Source organism: Promicromonospora sp. NPDC057138 (assembly GCF_042670845.1).
Classification (GTDB): Bacteria; Actinomycetota; Actinomycetes; order Actinomycetales; family Cellulomonadaceae; genus Promicromonospora.
On record NZ_JBHUUX010000001.1, the window covers coordinates 95,512 to 109,721 of the forward strand.

Here is a 14,210-nt window from a genome sequence, read left to right on the forward strand (position 1 = left end):
TCGTTCCCGGCGACACTCCCGGCGCCCGCCCGTTCCAGTACCTCGACCGTCCCGCGCTCGCCGTCGTCCACCGCGTGCCGCAACAAGGCAAAGGTCCGCCTCCGCCACACAATTCGGCATGCGTTCCCGGAGGAATCCATGCGTGATCGTGTGGTGGAGGCGGACCTTCCGAGCCGCGCCCGGACCAACCAGCCGAGCTAGCCGACCGTCACAGCCACCGTGGCCCGCGACGGCGCCTGCAGGCTCGTGCCCGCGTACTTCGCGATCCACGTCCCGGAGGTGCTGGTCGAGACGGGCGTCGAGTAGGTCCCGTCCGAGTCGGTGGTGACGGTCTTCCGGTAGACCGGCGCCGAATCACCCGCCGAGTCGAAGTAGAGATCCACCGGGGTGTTCGGCGCCGCCTTCTCCTGCGCCCCGCCCTCGCCGACGAGCAGCACCTTGCGGACCCCGCCGGACAGGGTGATGGTCCCCGGGTCGGGGAGCGACGTCGACGACGCCGTGACAGTGGTGCTGCTGGCGCGCTTCACCACGATGGTCGTGACCGTGGAGTCCTGCACCAGCACGTCGTGCGTGCAGTTGCTCGCGCCGCTGGCGGCGTCGTTCTCCTCCCAGTCCGGTGCCGAGCAGGCCTTCATGGCGTCGCGGATGCCGACGTCGTAGATGCCCGCCGGCAGGGTCGGGTCGAAGGTGAACGTCACGGTGCTCGTGCCGACGCCGGCATGCACCAGCTCGCGCTGCACCCGGTACCCGTCGGGGAAGCTGCCCTCGCCGCGCTGGCTCTCAGCGCTGACCCAGCCGGACTTGCCGCCGATGGTGAAGCCGAGGCTGCCGATGTCGACGCGCCGCTGCACCGGCACGAGGCCGACGACGACGTCGTGCGTCATCAGGTGATCACCCGCGGTGTAGCCGTCCTGGGTCGCGCTGACCGAGCCCTGCCGCAGCGTGGTCGTGCGCTCTCGTTCCGCGGAGGTGATGGTCCAGATCGCGCGGGCCCCCGTGTCCGCCATCGGCATCTCGGCCCGCCATTTTCCGGACCCGCCGGGCTTCTGCCGGCTCGTGAAGTAGCCGCGCGAGTCGGTGGTGAGGGTCGCCCGGAGGGCCTCCGGTGCGTCGCCCGCCGGGTCGAAGTACAGCTTCACCTCCTGCTCCGTGGCCGGCTCGTAGTCGCCGGTGCCCAGGCTCTTCATGTTCGCGGCGCCGGAGACCGAGATGGTCGAGCCCGCGGGCGCGCTCGACGGGGACGTCCAGATCATGGGGATGTTGCGCTGCGCCCGGAACGGCACCAGCACCGGGTCCGTGGTGCGGATCGGCACGGTGACCACGCCGTCGTCGGTGGTCACCGCGACCTCGGCGGCCACGCTGACCTCGTAGACGCCCGACTTCGCGTCCGCCGACAACGGCACCATCGAGGTCCATGCGTTGGTCGTACCGGAGGCGACGAACTGCTGGCCGATGAGAGCCCGGTCGTCCGGATCGACCATCGTCATGCGCCCGGACTTCATCGCCGCGGACGTCCCGTTGTGCGTGATGCTCAGCGTCCCGACGATGGATCCCTGCACCTCCGAACCCGGGGGCAACGAGATCTTGGCGGTGACGGTGACGCCATCCACCTGCCTGGTCATGGTCTGCGACTGCCCCGCGGACGGTCCGGGCGACGCGGCACCGTCAGGCGTCACGGCCATGCTCGACGTCGCAACGCCGGTCATCATCAGTGTCGCGCCGAGCGCCATGCTCAGCGGCACACGCATCTTCGATCTCATCACTGCACGCCCCCTCGTTCTGGGGACGCGGACGCGTCCCGACCAGCCGCATGTTCTCCCGGGCGACAGGGACCGGCCACGGGAGGCGGTGATGCGACCGGGTGAATTTCTGTCCACGGGTCAGACCTACGTAACAGTTGCGACAATGGGACTGTGCAGACCGACGGACGCAGCGAATCTCCCGCCGAGCGCGCCGACCGCAACTGGAACGAGCTCCTCCAGGAGCTCCGGGTCATGCAGACCGGCGTGCAGATCCTCACGGGGTTCTTGCTGACGCTCCCGTTCCAGTCCGGGTTTGCCGACCTGGACGACTACCAGCGCACCCTCTACCTGATCCTTGTCGTGACGGCGGTGATCGCCACCGCCGTCATCGTCGCGCCGGTCAGCGTCCATCGGGCACTGTTCCGCAAGCAGATGAAGAGCAACATCGTCACTCTGGGCGACATCCTCACGCGCATAGCCCTCGGCGTGCTCGCCCTGGTGATGACGGGCGCCGCCATGCTCGTGTTCGACGTCGTGGTCGGGCGGACCGAGGGCATCGTCGTCGGCGCCTGCGTGCTGGTGGTGCTGGCGATCGTGTGGGTGGTGCTGCCCGAGACGCTGCGCCGGCGCGGCTGATCAGAGCGTCTTGTGCCAGGCCACTATCCGGTCCACCGCACGCGACACCGTGTCCAGCGACGACGCGAACGACAGCCGCACCCAGTCGCGCCCCCGCACCCCGTCGAAATCGGTTCCGGGCGTGATAGCGACGTCGGCCTCGGCGAGGAGGCGGGCGCAGTAGGTGACCGAGTCCAACCCGAACGACGCGATGTTGCCATACAGGTAGAACGCGCCGTCGGCGGGAGCGACCGGACGCCAGCCGAGCTCGCCCAGCCGCTCCAGGAGCAGGGTGCGCGACGACGCATACCGGGCCACGTTCTCCGCGGCCGCCGCGTATCCCTCGGGCGTGAACGCGGCGATGCCGGCCTGCTGCGCGAGCGCCGGCGGCGACAGCGCCACGTTGCCCGCGAGGGCGTCGACCGGCGCGACCAGCTCGTCGGGCAGCACGAGCCAGCCGAGCCGCCAGCCGGTCATCGCCCAGTACTTCGAGAACGAGTTCACGACGACGGCACCCTGGCCGACGAACGTCGCCGCCGTCGCCTGTGCCACCTCGTCCGAGTACGCGATGCCGTGATAGATCTCGTCGCTGATCAGGCGCACGTCGTGGTCCGCGCACCAGTCCGCGATCGATGCCAGCTCGGCCGGCGTGATCATCGTGCCGGTCGGGTTCGCGGGCGAGGCGACCATGACGCCGTCGAGCCCTCCGCCGTAGTACGCCTCGTTGAGCTGCGACACCGTGGGCTGGTAGCGGGTCTCCGGGCCGCAGTCGAGCTCCACGACCTCGCAGCCCAGCGCCGACAGGATGTTCTTGTACGCGGGGTAGCCGGGCCGGGCGAGGGCCACCCGGTCGCCGACATCGAACGCGGCGAGGAACGCGAGCACGAAGCCGCCGCTCGAGCCCGTGGTGACGGCGATGCGCGCGGGGTCGAGGTCGACGTCGTACCAGCGCTTGTAGTGCCCGGCGATCTCGGCGCGCAGGGCAGGGACGCCCATCGCCTCGGTGTAGCCGAGGTTGCCGTCGCGGAGCAGCGCGATGGCGCGCTCGCGCACGACGTCGGACGCGCCGGTCGACGGCTCCCCCGCGCAGAGGTTGAGCACGTCCGCACCGGTGGCGCGGCGCGCGTTCGCGGCGGCGAGCACCTCCATGACGGCGAACGGGGGCACGTGAGACCGGCGAGAGACCTTCATGCGGCCATCATGACCCACGAAGCGGCCAGACGGAGGCGTCGGGGGTTGGCGGGACGATGGTCCTCCCCGGGACCGGGCACAAGATCCATAATCGTGGTTGCTTTTCCATAATTGTGTATCCAGCGCTAGAATTGTGGAAGCGGATGCGGCGCACAGGAGAGGCATCGTGGACTGGAACCACCCAGAGCACGTCTTCGGCTCGGGTCTCGAGCCCGTAGTACTGCGCGTCCTCTGGCGAGCGGGTACGCCCATGACCGGCACGGAAGTACACCGGGTCGCCGGCAAGGGTTCCGACAGTGGGATCCGGTTGGCCCTCTCCCGACTCGCACTCCAGGGAATCGTTGTGCCGTCCCGTGTCGGCATGGCACTGACACACTCCCTGAACCGGGAGCACTTCGGCTTCGCCGCCATCGATGCGGCCTTCAGCGCACTCGACCCGTGGACCCAGTTCCGGTCGCGCGTCACCGAGGTTGTAGCGGAACATGGTCCTGACGATCCTCTATCCGTGACGGTGGCTGTCTTCGGCTCCGTCGCGCGTGACGAGGCCAGGCTGGACTCGGACGTCGATCTCGCGGTCGTCGTCAACGAGTTGGACGACGTCGCCGAGAACCTCGCCGACGAACTCCGGAACGAGCTCAGCGCGGCCACCGGGCAAGCCGTCCAGGTCTACCTCACCACGCCCGCACGCCTGCACGACGCCGTACGTCTCGCGGACCCGATCGTCGACTCCTTCCGCTCGGACGCCCGTGCTGTGTCCGGACCGGACATCCGCACGTACCTCCAGGAGCATCGATGACACCTCGCCAGCAGCCCCGAACGCGACCCATGACCAGCGGCGACATCCGTGTGCGAGCCGCCACGGCGCGCAAGTATCAGGAGGTGGGCGAGATGGTCCTCGGCGAGGCACCCGACGAACGACAAGTAGCTGGCGGGTTGGCCGCACTGGCTGCGATTGCTGCATCCGATGCGATCTGCGGTGCCCGGCTCGGGCGTTGCGCGATCGGGCAGGACCACGCACAGGCGGAAAATCTCATCGCCACAGTCCAGCCTGACGGCCGAGAGCTCGCCAAGAAGCTGGCGCGGGTCCTCGCCGAGAAATCCAACGCTCACTACGGGACGACCTATTTGAGCGGCGCGGAAACCTTGAGCATGATCAGGAACTCGCGCGCGCTCGTAGATGCTTTGGACGTCCATCTGACCTGAGCGCCAGCAGGACGAGGAACGAGCGGACGAATACCGTGCTCACCACCGCACGCGGCCGTACGTCATGGTTGCGGCATTGTCATGGAACGCGGTCCACACGATGCGATCACCGTGAACCCCCACTGTCCCCTGCGCGCGGGAGAGCTGGAACACGCTCGGCGCACCGTCCCGGCTGACGAGTGCGTAGGCAGCACCGTCCGCCGTGGACCACACGACGGTCTCGCCGGACACGTCGATGGCCGCAGCAGGTGACTCGCCACGAAGCTGATAGCCGGTGCCGGTCCGCGCGTCCACCACGTAGAGCACGTCGCCAGCAGCGAGGACCAGCCGACCGTCGTCGTACCCGACCGCCGACACCGGCTCGTCCTCGAGGTCATCGTTCCTGAGAGACAGCAAGGTCGTGGTGTCGGCCTGGCTCAAGACCAGTTCCACCACGGTCAAGCCACCGTCGCCCGCACCGATGCCCGGGCCTCCGGACCCCTCTTGGTAGGCGACCACCACGCCTCCCGGCGACGACGCCAGTGCGCAGACCCGCTCGCGGACGTTCGGGCGGGACGACCCGGAGTCCCCGAGAGCCGCTGTGTGGAGGGCCTTGGTACATCCCGTCGACTGGCTCGTCAGTGCGGTCGTCCAGCCGATCATGTCGTCCGAGAGCGCCACCGCACCGGCCTCGGCGACCTTCAGCGCCGCGGAGTCGCTGACGGTCTTCACGCTGCCGTCGGTGTCCAGCATCCTCAACGTCCACGGCGATGTCCCGGTGATCTGGGTGTTCGTCGTCTCGAACCAGGCCGCTCGATCCCCCTCCCGCACGAGGCCGATGCCGTATGACCAGCGACCGTCGATCTGCTCCGTCCGTGCGACGGTCGTGGCTTCCCGCGAGCCCTTGCTCGGAATCTGCGCAACCAGGATGGACGGTCCCGTGAGGCGGTCGCCGTCGAACAAGTAATCCTGATCGGACCAGTCGAGCACGCTCTCGTGGGCTCCCAACGTGCTTGCGTCGACATCGACCCAACGAGTTCCCAGAACGATCCTGTGGTCGACAGCCACGTCAGCCCCGTCAGAGCAGGGTCCGACAGCGTGCGCGTCCGCGAGGTCGATCACCCCGATAATGGTGAAGTCTCCCCAGTCCGCAGCGGTCGTCTCGGCCGGCGTCGTGGGTGCGTCGTCGTCGGAACGCGTGCACCCGACGTCATCGACGTGGTCCGACGACAGACCGGCCAGGCCTCGCCCGTCCAGCCCGAGCACTTCACGCAGCCACTCGCTGCCCGGCAGCACCACCGGCCCGATCCCAGGAACGCGGACCGGCCCTGCCAGAAGCAGGCCAAGCACCACCACGAGCACGCTTGCGACGGCGACCGCGCCCTGGGCCACCCTCCAGCGTCGGGCCGCTTTCCGGGCCTGGCGAAGAACCTGGTGACCGTCCGCATGAAACTCCGGCACGGCCTCGATCGCGGATGCGCTCAACAGAGAGCGCAGTCGCGCTAGGCCGCGCGCGTTGGTGGACTTCACCGTTCCGACCGAAATGCCGAGCTCGCCGGCGACCTGCGCCTCCGGCAGATCGAGCAGGTGCCGCAGGACCACGACGCGCCGCTGCCGCGTGGGGAGCGCGCGCAGAGCCCGGCCCAGCTCGTCCCGCACCGCGACGTCGTGCGCATGGTCCGGCGCGGGTGAGATCGGGACGACGCCGTCGTCGGTCACCGAGGATCGTCGCTCCTTGCGCCAACCGTCGATCCGCAGGTTCATCAGGATCCGACGCGCGTAGGCGCGGGGCTCCCCCGCGCGCGCCTTCGACCATGCTCGGTAGGTCCGTTCAAACGTGGCCTGGACTAGTTCCTCCGCCTGGTAGGTGTCGCCGCAGAGCAGGTGCGCCGTCCGGTACAGATACGGGCCTGCCGTCCCAACGAAAGCCACGAACTCCGCGTCTCTGTCCTCAGTGACCTGGACGTGGGCACGCGCCGGGTCGACGACCGGCCGCTCGGAAGTTTCCGCGTTCATGCCACCCACCACGGGCGAGCGGATACGAAGGTTGCTCGGCTTGACCGGTGGCTCACCAGGTCGATCATTCCGCAGTCGCCGTCGCGGCCCTTCCGGTCCGCTTGTGAAAGTTGTAACATGGCTCCATGGCGCCGGGATCGCGCAATGACGCAGACAACGACCCCCTCCGCCGGGCTGCGCAGTACCGCGTGGACCGGGAGACGGCGCGCGACAAGGAGGCGGCAGGCTCCCCCGCGTCCGACGAGGCGAACGAGAGCGACGAGGACAAGAAGCGGCTCGGCAGCATGAGCGTCGAGGAGCGCTCCCGCTACGTCGACGTGGTGGTCGACCAGGCGATGCGCCGCGGCGAGTTCGACAACCTCCCCCTCCAGGGCAAGCCGATCCCCGGGCTGACCAGCACCCACGACCCCGACTGGTGGGTCAAGGGCCTGATCGAGCGCGAGAACATCTCCGGCCTCCTGCCGTCGGCTCAGCTTCGCAAGGACGACGCCGAGCTGGACGACAAGCTCGACCTCGAGGCGATGGAGACGCGCGTCCGGGAGATCGTCACGGAGTTCAACGCCCGCGTCGTCGACGCCCGGCGCCAGCTCCAGGGTGGTCCCCCGGTCGTCACGCCCACCCGGGACGTCGACGAGGAGGTCAGGCGATGGGAAGAACGGCGCTCTGCTCGGCGCGCGGCGAGCGCCAGCCAGACGCCGGCCGCGCGACACGAGCCGACGACGTCGGAGAACAGACCGTGGTGGAAGTGACGAGCCTTGGGGTCAGAAGCCGTACGCGGTCACGATGACCACGACGGTGGTCAGCCAGTAGGGCAGCGAACCGAGCGTGAATCCCAGCCCCGCGACCACGGCCATACGGCCCCAGCTCGCGCCTAACTTGCCGAACAGCGCTCCGGCGGCCATGGCCAGGCAGCCCGCGATCGTCACCCCCTCGGCTGCTCCCTGCGAGATCAGCATCCCGAGGATGAGCGCGACGATCCCGACGGTGGTCTCGCCGCGAGCGAGAAACGGCCCGCCCCGGCGAGCCCGGGGATGGGTCTCCTGGTGCGTTGTCATGGCACATCGCCCCTCGTGCCCGACGTCGATGTGGGCACCTCGATTCCAGGATCCCACCATGGCCCCCGCATCGCCAGAGCCGACGGAAAACCAGCGAACAGGCCGCTGGTGTCAGGCCTTGGCGAGCACGTAGCCGTGGAACCAGCGCCGCGTCTGGCGCCACACCTGATCGCGCGCCGGTTTGGCGGAGAGGGTTACGTCGTGGAGGCCGCCGTCGATGCGCGCGAGCGTGACGAGCGCGCCGATGTCGGGCACCCGGCGGGCGATGCCGATCACGTCCAGCACCGAGTCGGAGCTCTTCATCTCCTCGCTCCACCGCGTCGGGAGGGTGCTGCGCGCGCTGAGCAGCACCAGCACCGGTAGGTCGATTCGGAGCCCCCGCGCCACCTCGTCCTGTCCCCGGAAGATCGCGGCGAGCCAGGCGGGAGTGGGCCGCCATCCGGCGTCGGGCCGCCAGGTGGTGTCGTAGTCCCACTCGCCGTCGAACCGCGACGAGATGGAGCGCGCGTAGAGGCCGCGGTCCAGGTTGACGAGCTGGCTGCGCGGCACGAGCACGGACTGCACCCGGATGCCGGGCTCCATGAGCTTGCGCACCGCCTCCCGAGGCTGGAACTCCAGCCAGGGCGAGTTCAGCACGAGCCCGGCCACCCGCTCCTGGTTGCGCGCCGTCCACAGGCTGACGGTCAGGCCGCCGGTGGAGTGGCCCATGAGCACGAGCTTGCGCTCGGGCTGGTCGGCACGCCCGTGCCCCATGGCGTCGAGCGCCGCCTCGATGTCCTCGTCGTAGATGGTGAGGCCGCGCACGTACCCAGGGGTCTGGCCCTCGCGCAGGCTGCGGCCGTAACGCCGCAGGTCGAGCGCGTAGAACCGAACCCCGAGCGATTCCCAGAAGTCCGCGAGGTGGGTCTGGAAGAAGTAGTCGAGCCAGCCGTGGACGTACAGGACGTCGACGCCGACGTCGGGCGCGTCGCCCCGCCGCTCGCCGTCCTGTGCTGCCCAGACCTCGTCCTCGGCCCCGGGTTCCGCGGCCGGCACGGCATCGAGGTGCGGGCGCGTGGCGCCCCGCAGGTGCAGCCGCCGGCCCAGCTCCGACAGCTCGTCCCACAGCCGCGCCACCTGCGGGTTCTCCGCGCCGACTCGGCGCAGTCCACGGAGCGGCTCCGCATCGTCTGACCGGTCCGGAGCGGACCGGGCGCGGCGCACCAGGGTCGCCACCACCTCGGTCTCCTCCTCCTCGTCAGGCTGCAGCGGAAGGGTCAGGCGCTCGAAGCCCGGCAGCACGTCGGGCTCCCACGCCTGCTCCGGCGTCGTACCGTTTTCCAGACCCGGGGAGAGGCTCGTCATCTCACTGACGGTAACCGGAGATGCGCCCACTCCGTCGGGTAGTCGTCGAGCCAGGCCTCCAAGGACCGCGCCGCACGCCCCGCCAGCTGCGCGACGTCGGGGCTCACCTCCGCGAGCACTCCCGCCTCGATCGCCTGGCACTGTGTGATCCAGTCCTCGACCTCTGAGGCCGTCGAACGGTAAAAGAGGGCGCGTGCCTGGTCGACGGTCTGCGGCACGTAGCGGACACCCCGCCCCACGATCCGGGTCAGCGCCGCGGCCACCTCATCGAGGCTCAGCGCCTCGGGCCCGGTCAGCCGGTAGGTCCGGCCGGCGTGGCGCTTCGGGTTCTCGTCCAGCAGCACGGCGGTGGCGGCGTCGGCCACGTCGTCGTGGGAAACCAAGGCGACGCGGCCGTTCCCCGCGGGCGCGCGGAGCACGGTGTCATGACCGGAGCCGTGCGACTCGTCGTAGACCGCGAACGTCAGCGTGCGGTGGAACATCGCCGTCCGCAGCATCGTCCACCGCATGTCGGTGCCGCGCAGGTACTCCTCGGTGAGCCAGTCGTCGCGGGCGGCGGACGCTATGGCCTCCGGCCTCGCGCCGATCGACGACACGTAGACCACGTGCCGGACCCCGGCCAGCACTGCCGCGTCGATGGCCGCGCGGTGCTTGTCGAGCCGCCCAGGGCGCACCTGGCTCGGCACGAGAAACACCGCGTGCGCGCCCTCGAACGCGCTGGCCAGGGCCCTGGTGTCGACGTCGGACGGGATGGCGACGACTTCGGCCTCCGGGAGCGGGGCGCCGTCGGGCAGGCGGGGGGTCGTGCCCCGGCCGCTGATCAGGAGGCGCTGCTGACCACCCGCCGCGGCGACACGGAAGGCAAGCCTGGATCCGAGACGGCCGTCGGCCCCGGTGAGGACGACGAGCCGGTCGCGCGACGCGGGCGTCATCCCCTCACCGTAATCGGCGCACGGGCGACGAGCCGGGCGTGGCCGGGTGAATCGTCAGCCGATCACGCGCCCGAGGGCACGCCGAGCTCCGGGCGCGGGCAGGGGAAAGCCCGCGGGGCGACGTGTGTCAGCCGTGCTGGACGAGGGCACGGCACCCGCGGGCTCCGGTGGTCGCGAGGAACTCGCCACCATGTCCCGTTGCGCCTGAGCAGATCAGGAAGGCCCCGTGCTGAGCCGTCCGACCGCCGTCGGCGCGAAACGCTTACAGCGTCACGCGACTAGCGCGCGACCACCTCATGGGTCCGATGTGAAATCACTTCTCGGATCACCTCCCTTCTCATGTGCCCCCGAACCTACGCTCCCCGATCGCGGGCGCACAGGTTTTTTCCTCGCGGCGAAATCCGTAGCCCCGAGCACCGGTCCGGGCGACGACTTTTGGGGCGTCGCTCCGTCTGCCCTGCATGACGACCATCAGCGCCGACGCCTTCACGACGTCGGCCGACGGCACCCGGATCGCGTACGACCTGACCGGCCCCACCCCCGGCCTGGCGCCCGCGATTGTGGTGGTCGACGGCGTGCTCGCCCACCGCCTGCCCGTCACGCTCGCCGTGGCGTCGGAGCTCGGGGACCGGGCGACCACGCTGCGGTACGACCGGCGCGGCCGGGGCGGGAGCGGAAACACTCCCCCGTACAGCGTGGACCGGGAGGTCGACGACATCGCCGCGTTGCTGGAGGTCACGGGCCCGGCCGCACTCCTGGGCATCTCCTCGGGGGCCTTCCTGGCGCTGCGCGCGGCGGCCGATCTCGGTGCTTGGGTCACCGGCGTCCTCTGCTACGAGCCCACGTACGACGTGGCGAGCGGCGAGCCGCCGGCCGACCCTCGGATGATCGCGGGGGTCGAGGCCTGCATCGAGGTGGGCGACCCGGGCAGCGCCGTCGAGCTGTTCCTCGACGTCGTGGGTATGCCGTGCCGGCTGCTGCCGCGGATGCGGGCTTCTGCGTCGTGGGCGGACCTCGAGGCGATGGCGGAGACGATCGCCCACGACGGGCGGATCCTCGCCGGGGTCGCGCTGGGCCGAAGGGCCCTGATGGGCCGCTGGGACGTGATCACCCAGCCGGTACTGGTGGCCGACGGCACCGCGAGTCCCGCGACGGTGGCGGCCGCCGCGGAGTCGCTGGCGGCCGCGCTCCCGGCGGCACGTCGGGTGACCCTGCCTGGGCAGGGGACCGACGTGCCGCCGGAGGCGATGGCGGAGGCGGTCGCCCGCCTCCTCGGCATCAGTCGGTGAGCTGTGCTCGCGCCTGGTCGACCGGGGCGAACCCGGGCGTGGTGCCGAGCTGGGTCACGCCGGCGTCCGGCCCGCCGAGCGCGTTGATGACCGGAGCGTCGGGGGCGTCGGCGTCGGGCACGAAGCGCTCGTACTTCACGTACTGGTGCATGACCTGGCCGTCGGACCGGTCGGTGACGCGCCAGCGGCCGCCCACCCGGACCGACTGGGGAGCCTTTGAGTACGCGTTGAAGTAGCCGCAGCCGTCGGCGTTGAGGGCCACGCCGTGCGAGACGTGATCCGACATCTCCTGGCCCTCGCCCGGGTAGACATGGCCGTTGCTGCCGATGAACTGCACGGACACGTCGCCGGTCACGTAGTAGCCCGGCGCTGCGCAGACATACACGCTGGCGGCCAGGTACCCCTCGAAGTCGTCGACCGACTCGGTGACGGCGGCGTTGTAGTTCCAGAGGCCGAACCACTGGTTCGCCTGGAACGGCGACGACATCGACGACTGCACCCACATGTAGGTGCGGTTGCTGGTGTCCGTGCCGGCCATGTTCGACACGACCGCGCGGAACCGGTTGAGATCGTGCGCCGTCGCGGCGGTGAACCGGTACGTCGAGCTGTTCGCCCCGACGTTGCTCCAGGTGCCGCTCGCGGGGGTCCAGCGCTGCCACTGGTACTTCAGGCTGCCGCCGGTGGCCGAGACCTTGAGCGTCACGGTCCGGCCCGGCGTCGTGTCCACGTAGCGCGTGGGCTGCGTCGTCACGTGCGGCGTGCTGATGCCGACCGGCCACTTGACGGTGTCGGTGGCCGCGCTGCGGCGCGTGGTCGGCAGGTACGCGTACTTGCGGCCGACGATCTCGACGGAGATGTTCTTGCCGTGCTCGGCGCGCGTGAGCCTGTAGGTGCTGCTCGTGGCGCCCGCGATCGGCCGGCCCTCGGCGCGCCACTGGTAGGTGACCACCGACGGGCTGGGCGACCAGGTGCCGCGGTTCGCGGTCAGGGTCTGGCCGACGCGGAGCGTGCCGCTGATGGTCGGGGAGGACGCCCGGTCGAACGGCTTCATGACGACGGACGCCGCCGACGTGACGCTCTTCGTCGTGTAGCCAGGCTTCGACCCGGTCACCGTGACGGTGAGCTTGGCGCCGTGCAGGCTGCTCGGGATCGTGTAGGTGCGGCTGGTCGCGCCGGAGATCGGGTCGCCGTTCGCCTCCCACCGGTACGTCACGGACGCCGTGGGGGAGAAATGGCCGGTCGTGGCGCCGACGAGGCCGCCGACCTTGACGGTGCCGTTGATCTGCGGCGTCGTGGTCGTGAAGGCGGCGGCGGCCACAGGTCCTGCGGCGGCCGCGGCGACGGGGTCGCTCGTCTCGCCGGCCGCGGTCGCTGCGACCGTGCCGATCACGTACTTGCCGAGGTGTGCGGGCAGCAGCGTGAGGGACGCGTCGGTCGCACCCTCGACGGGGACGTCGGAGGCGTCGAGCGCCGCGTCGTCGCTGAGGAGCCACGCGTAGGTGCGGCTCTCGGGCTCGGGCGCCCAGCTTCCGCCGGTCTCGTCGAGGGTGAGCACGGAGCCCACCGCTGCGACGCCGTCGATCTCGACGGTCCCGGTGAAGGCCGGCGCGGCGGCCGTTTCCGCGGCGGACGCGGGCACCGCGACGAGCGGCGTGGCGACCAGGGTGAGTGCGGCGAGCGATGCGCCGGCGCGCCAGCGCCGGGCGATGCTGCGAGGGGGTACGGCGAGCGCGGGATGGGCGTCGCCGAGGGACATGGGGTTCATAGGGGTCCTTCGCGATCCGTGACAGGACGTGGCGCCGGGTCCGTCGTCGGTCCCGGGCGTCGCGAAACGTAACCCGCCGCGGAGACGGCCGGAAAGCAACATCTGCCGAGGATCGGCGGAACTCCGTCGGACTTCACCCCCTAAGTTCACCCGCTGCGTGGCCCGTCCCAGAGGCCGGGCTCGCCGCGCCGGCCGAGACAGGGGTCTCGGCCGGCTCGGGCGTCCTCAGAAGGGGCGGCGCGCCCTGACGAGGATGCGCGGCGCCTCGTCGACGAGCACGTTGCCCGTCGCGAAGTGCATGTGCAGCGCGCGGAGCCCCGCCTCGTGCCGCCGGACGGCGGCCGGGGTGAGCTCGGCGAGGTCCGGCACCTGCCACGCCGCCATCCGCAGGTACCAGAGCACGGACGACAGGTCCTTGAACGTGCGCGTTCCCGCGTACTCCTTGGCCTCCACGATCTCCAGGCCGGAGGCGACGAGCCCGTCAGAGATGACGTCGACGGTGACGCCGTCCGGGTCCCAGCCGAGCGGCACTCGGAGCGCCTGGTTCAGGGCGATGCCGTCTCGCGTGTCCACCTGCTCGGTGAGGAACGTCCCACCCGGCTCCAGCACGCGCCCCGCCTCGTCGGGGTCGATCGTGCCGAACCGGCTGAGCACCACGCTGTACTGGCCGTCGAAGAACGGCAGCAGCACGTCGCCCGCCCAGGACGGCTCCGCACGGCGCACGTCCACGCCGAGCGGCTCCAGGCGTCGTCGGGCGACGAGGAAGGCCGGGCCGGACTCCGTGGCGGCCGAACCCTTGGGAAGCGGGCCGAGGCCCGCGAAGAAGTCGCCGGTGCCGGTGCCGATGTCGAGCACGGCACCGCGGGACTTGACCACGATCTCGCGGGCGAGGGCTGGGTAGTCCCACTCCGGTGAGTCGATCGTGAGACGGTCTTCGACGGGGGCGTCGTCGAGACCGCCCGTGAACAGTGCTGCTGGGGTCGAAGGAGTCGCAGGGGCGCTGCGCGCCCATTCGATGTGGTCCTCGAACGGCGCATCCGGCGCCGGAGCTGGGGCGATCGAGACGTCAAGCATGGTGG

13 protein-coding genes are annotated in these 14,210 nt (G+C 70.5%); 5 read left to right on the forward strand and 8 right to left on the reverse strand.

Annotated elements, in window-relative coordinates; genetic code table 11:
• Positions 1–197: 197 nt before the first annotated feature.
• A complete protein-coding gene (locus ACFT2C_RS00445; RefSeq protein ID WP_377205036.1) occupies positions 198–1,760 on the reverse strand; it encodes a hypothetical protein in 1,563 nt (520 codons plus the stop codon).
• Between the two features lie 153 nt (positions 1,761–1,913).
• Between ACFT2C_RS00445 and ACFT2C_RS00450 the strand changes: the two genes are divergently transcribed.
• Positions 1,914–2,378, forward strand: coding sequence for a DUF6328 family protein (locus tag ACFT2C_RS00450; RefSeq protein WP_377205037.1), 465 nt, complete (start codon positions 1,914–1,916; stop codon positions 2,376–2,378).
• Here ACFT2C_RS00450 and ACFT2C_RS00455 read toward each other — a convergent pair whose 3' ends face one another.
• Positions 2,379–3,548 (reverse strand): pyridoxal phosphate-dependent aminotransferase, encoded by a 1,170-nt coding sequence (locus tag ACFT2C_RS00455; protein WP_377205038.1) that lies wholly within the window; start codon positions 3,546–3,548, stop codon positions 2,379–2,381.
• Between the two features lie 361 nt (positions 3,549–3,909).
• Between ACFT2C_RS00455 and ACFT2C_RS00460 the strand changes: the two genes are divergently transcribed.
• A complete protein-coding gene (locus tag ACFT2C_RS00460) occupies positions 3,910–4,344 on the forward strand; it encodes a nucleotidyltransferase family protein (protein ID WP_377205039.1) in 435 nt (144 codons plus the stop codon).
• Positions 4,345–4,373: 29 nt separating this feature from the next.
• A complete protein-coding gene (locus ACFT2C_RS00465) occupies positions 4,374–4,751 on the forward strand; it encodes a hypothetical protein (RefSeq protein WP_377205040.1) in 378 nt (125 codons plus the stop codon).
• A gap of 39 nt (positions 4,752–4,790) precedes the next feature.
• Here ACFT2C_RS00465 and ACFT2C_RS00470 read toward each other — a convergent pair whose 3' ends face one another.
• On the reverse strand, positions 4,791–6,746 hold the full coding sequence (locus tag ACFT2C_RS00470) for a SigE family RNA polymerase sigma factor (RefSeq protein ID WP_377205041.1): 1,956 nt from the start codon (positions 6,744–6,746) through the stop codon (positions 4,791–4,793).
• Between the two features lie 125 nt (positions 6,747–6,871).
• Here ACFT2C_RS00470 and ACFT2C_RS00475 point away from each other — a divergent pair, with 125 nt between their 5' ends.
• Positions 6,872–7,495, forward strand: a complete 624-nt coding sequence (locus tag ACFT2C_RS00475) for a DUF1992 domain-containing protein (protein ID WP_377205042.1) — start codon at positions 6,872–6,874, stop codon at positions 7,493–7,495.
• A gap of 12 nt (positions 7,496–7,507) precedes the next feature.
• Here ACFT2C_RS00475 and ACFT2C_RS00480 read toward each other — a convergent pair whose 3' ends face one another.
• The 3 genes from ACFT2C_RS00480 to ACFT2C_RS00490 form a co-directional block, all read right to left on the reverse strand.
• Positions 7,508–7,801 carry a hypothetical protein gene (locus tag ACFT2C_RS00480; RefSeq protein WP_377205043.1) on the reverse strand — a complete coding sequence of 98 codons (294 nt, stop codon included), beginning with the start codon at positions 7,799–7,801 and terminating at the stop codon, positions 7,508–7,510.
• Between the two features lie 111 nt (positions 7,802–7,912).
• Positions 7,913–9,145 carry an alpha/beta hydrolase gene (locus ACFT2C_RS00485; protein ID WP_377205044.1) on the reverse strand — a complete coding sequence of 411 codons (1,233 nt, stop codon included), beginning with the start codon at positions 9,143–9,145 and terminating at the stop codon, positions 7,913–7,915.
• Positions 9,142–10,077, reverse strand: a complete 936-nt coding sequence (locus tag ACFT2C_RS00490; RefSeq protein ID WP_377205045.1) for an NAD(P)H-binding protein — start codon at positions 10,075–10,077, stop codon at positions 9,142–9,144. Before ACFT2C_RS00490 ends, ACFT2C_RS00485 begins: the two co-directional genes overlap by 4 nt.
• A 461-nt stretch (positions 10,078–10,538) precedes the next feature.
• Here ACFT2C_RS00490 and ACFT2C_RS00495 point away from each other — a divergent pair, with 461 nt between their 5' ends.
• On the forward strand, positions 10,539–11,366 hold the full coding sequence (locus ACFT2C_RS00495; RefSeq protein ID WP_377205046.1) for an alpha/beta fold hydrolase: 828 nt from the start codon (positions 10,539–10,541) through the stop codon (positions 11,364–11,366).
• Here the strand turns inward: ACFT2C_RS00495 and ACFT2C_RS00500 are convergent.
• A complete protein-coding gene (locus tag ACFT2C_RS00500) occupies positions 11,356–13,131 on the reverse strand; it encodes a hypothetical protein (protein WP_377205047.1) in 1,776 nt (591 codons plus the stop codon). The two genes, ACFT2C_RS00495 and ACFT2C_RS00500, sit on opposite strands and share 11 nt — an antisense overlap.
• A 225-nt stretch (positions 13,132–13,356) precedes the next feature.
• Positions 13,357–14,205, reverse strand: coding sequence for a class I SAM-dependent methyltransferase (locus ACFT2C_RS00505; RefSeq protein ID WP_377205048.1), 849 nt, complete (start codon positions 14,203–14,205; stop codon positions 13,357–13,359).
• Between the last annotated feature and the right edge of the window lie 5 nt (positions 14,206–14,210).

Excerpts from the sequence above, each read along its gene's own strand:
- ACFT2C_RS00445 (WP_377205036.1), bottom strand. The coding sequence starts at position 1,760 with ATGAGATCGAAGATGCGTGTGCCGCTGAGCATGGCGCTCGGCGCGACA.
- ACFT2C_RS00455 (WP_377205038.1), bottom strand. The coding sequence starts at position 3,548 with ATGAAGGTCTCTCGCCGGTCTCACGTGCCCCCGTTCGCCGTCATGGAG.
- ACFT2C_RS00460 (WP_377205039.1), top strand. The coding sequence starts at position 3,910 with ATGGCACTGACACACTCCCTGAACCGGGAGCACTTCGGCTTCGCCGCC.
- ACFT2C_RS00465 (WP_377205040.1), top strand. The coding sequence starts at position 4,374 with ATGACCAGCGGCGACATCCGTGTGCGAGCCGCCACGGCGCGCAAGTAT.
- ACFT2C_RS00470 (WP_377205041.1), bottom strand. The coding sequence starts at position 6,746 with ATGAACGCGGAAACTTCCGAGCGGCCGGTCGTCGACCCGGCGCGTGCC.
- ACFT2C_RS00475 (WP_377205042.1), top strand. The coding sequence starts at position 6,872 with ATGGCGCCGGGATCGCGCAATGACGCAGACAACGACCCCCTCCGCCGG.
- ACFT2C_RS00480 (WP_377205043.1), bottom strand. The coding sequence starts at position 7,801 with ATGACAACGCACCAGGAGACCCATCCCCGGGCTCGCCGGGGCGGGCCG.
- ACFT2C_RS00485 (WP_377205044.1), bottom strand. The coding sequence starts at position 9,145 with ATGACGAGCCTCTCCCCGGGTCTGGAAAACGGTACGACGCCGGAGCAG.
- ACFT2C_RS00490 (WP_377205045.1), bottom strand. The coding sequence starts at position 10,077 with ATGACGCCCGCGTCGCGCGACCGGCTCGTCGTCCTCACCGGGGCCGAC.
- ACFT2C_RS00495 (WP_377205046.1), top strand. The coding sequence starts at position 10,539 with ATGACGACCATCAGCGCCGACGCCTTCACGACGTCGGCCGACGGCACC.
- ACFT2C_RS00500 (WP_377205047.1), bottom strand. The coding sequence starts at position 13,131 with ATGAACCCCATGTCCCTCGGCGACGCCCATCCCGCGCTCGCCGTACCC.
- ACFT2C_RS00505 (WP_377205048.1), bottom strand. The coding sequence starts at position 14,205 with ATGCTTGACGTCTCGATCGCCCCAGCTCCGGCGCCGGATGCGCCGTTC.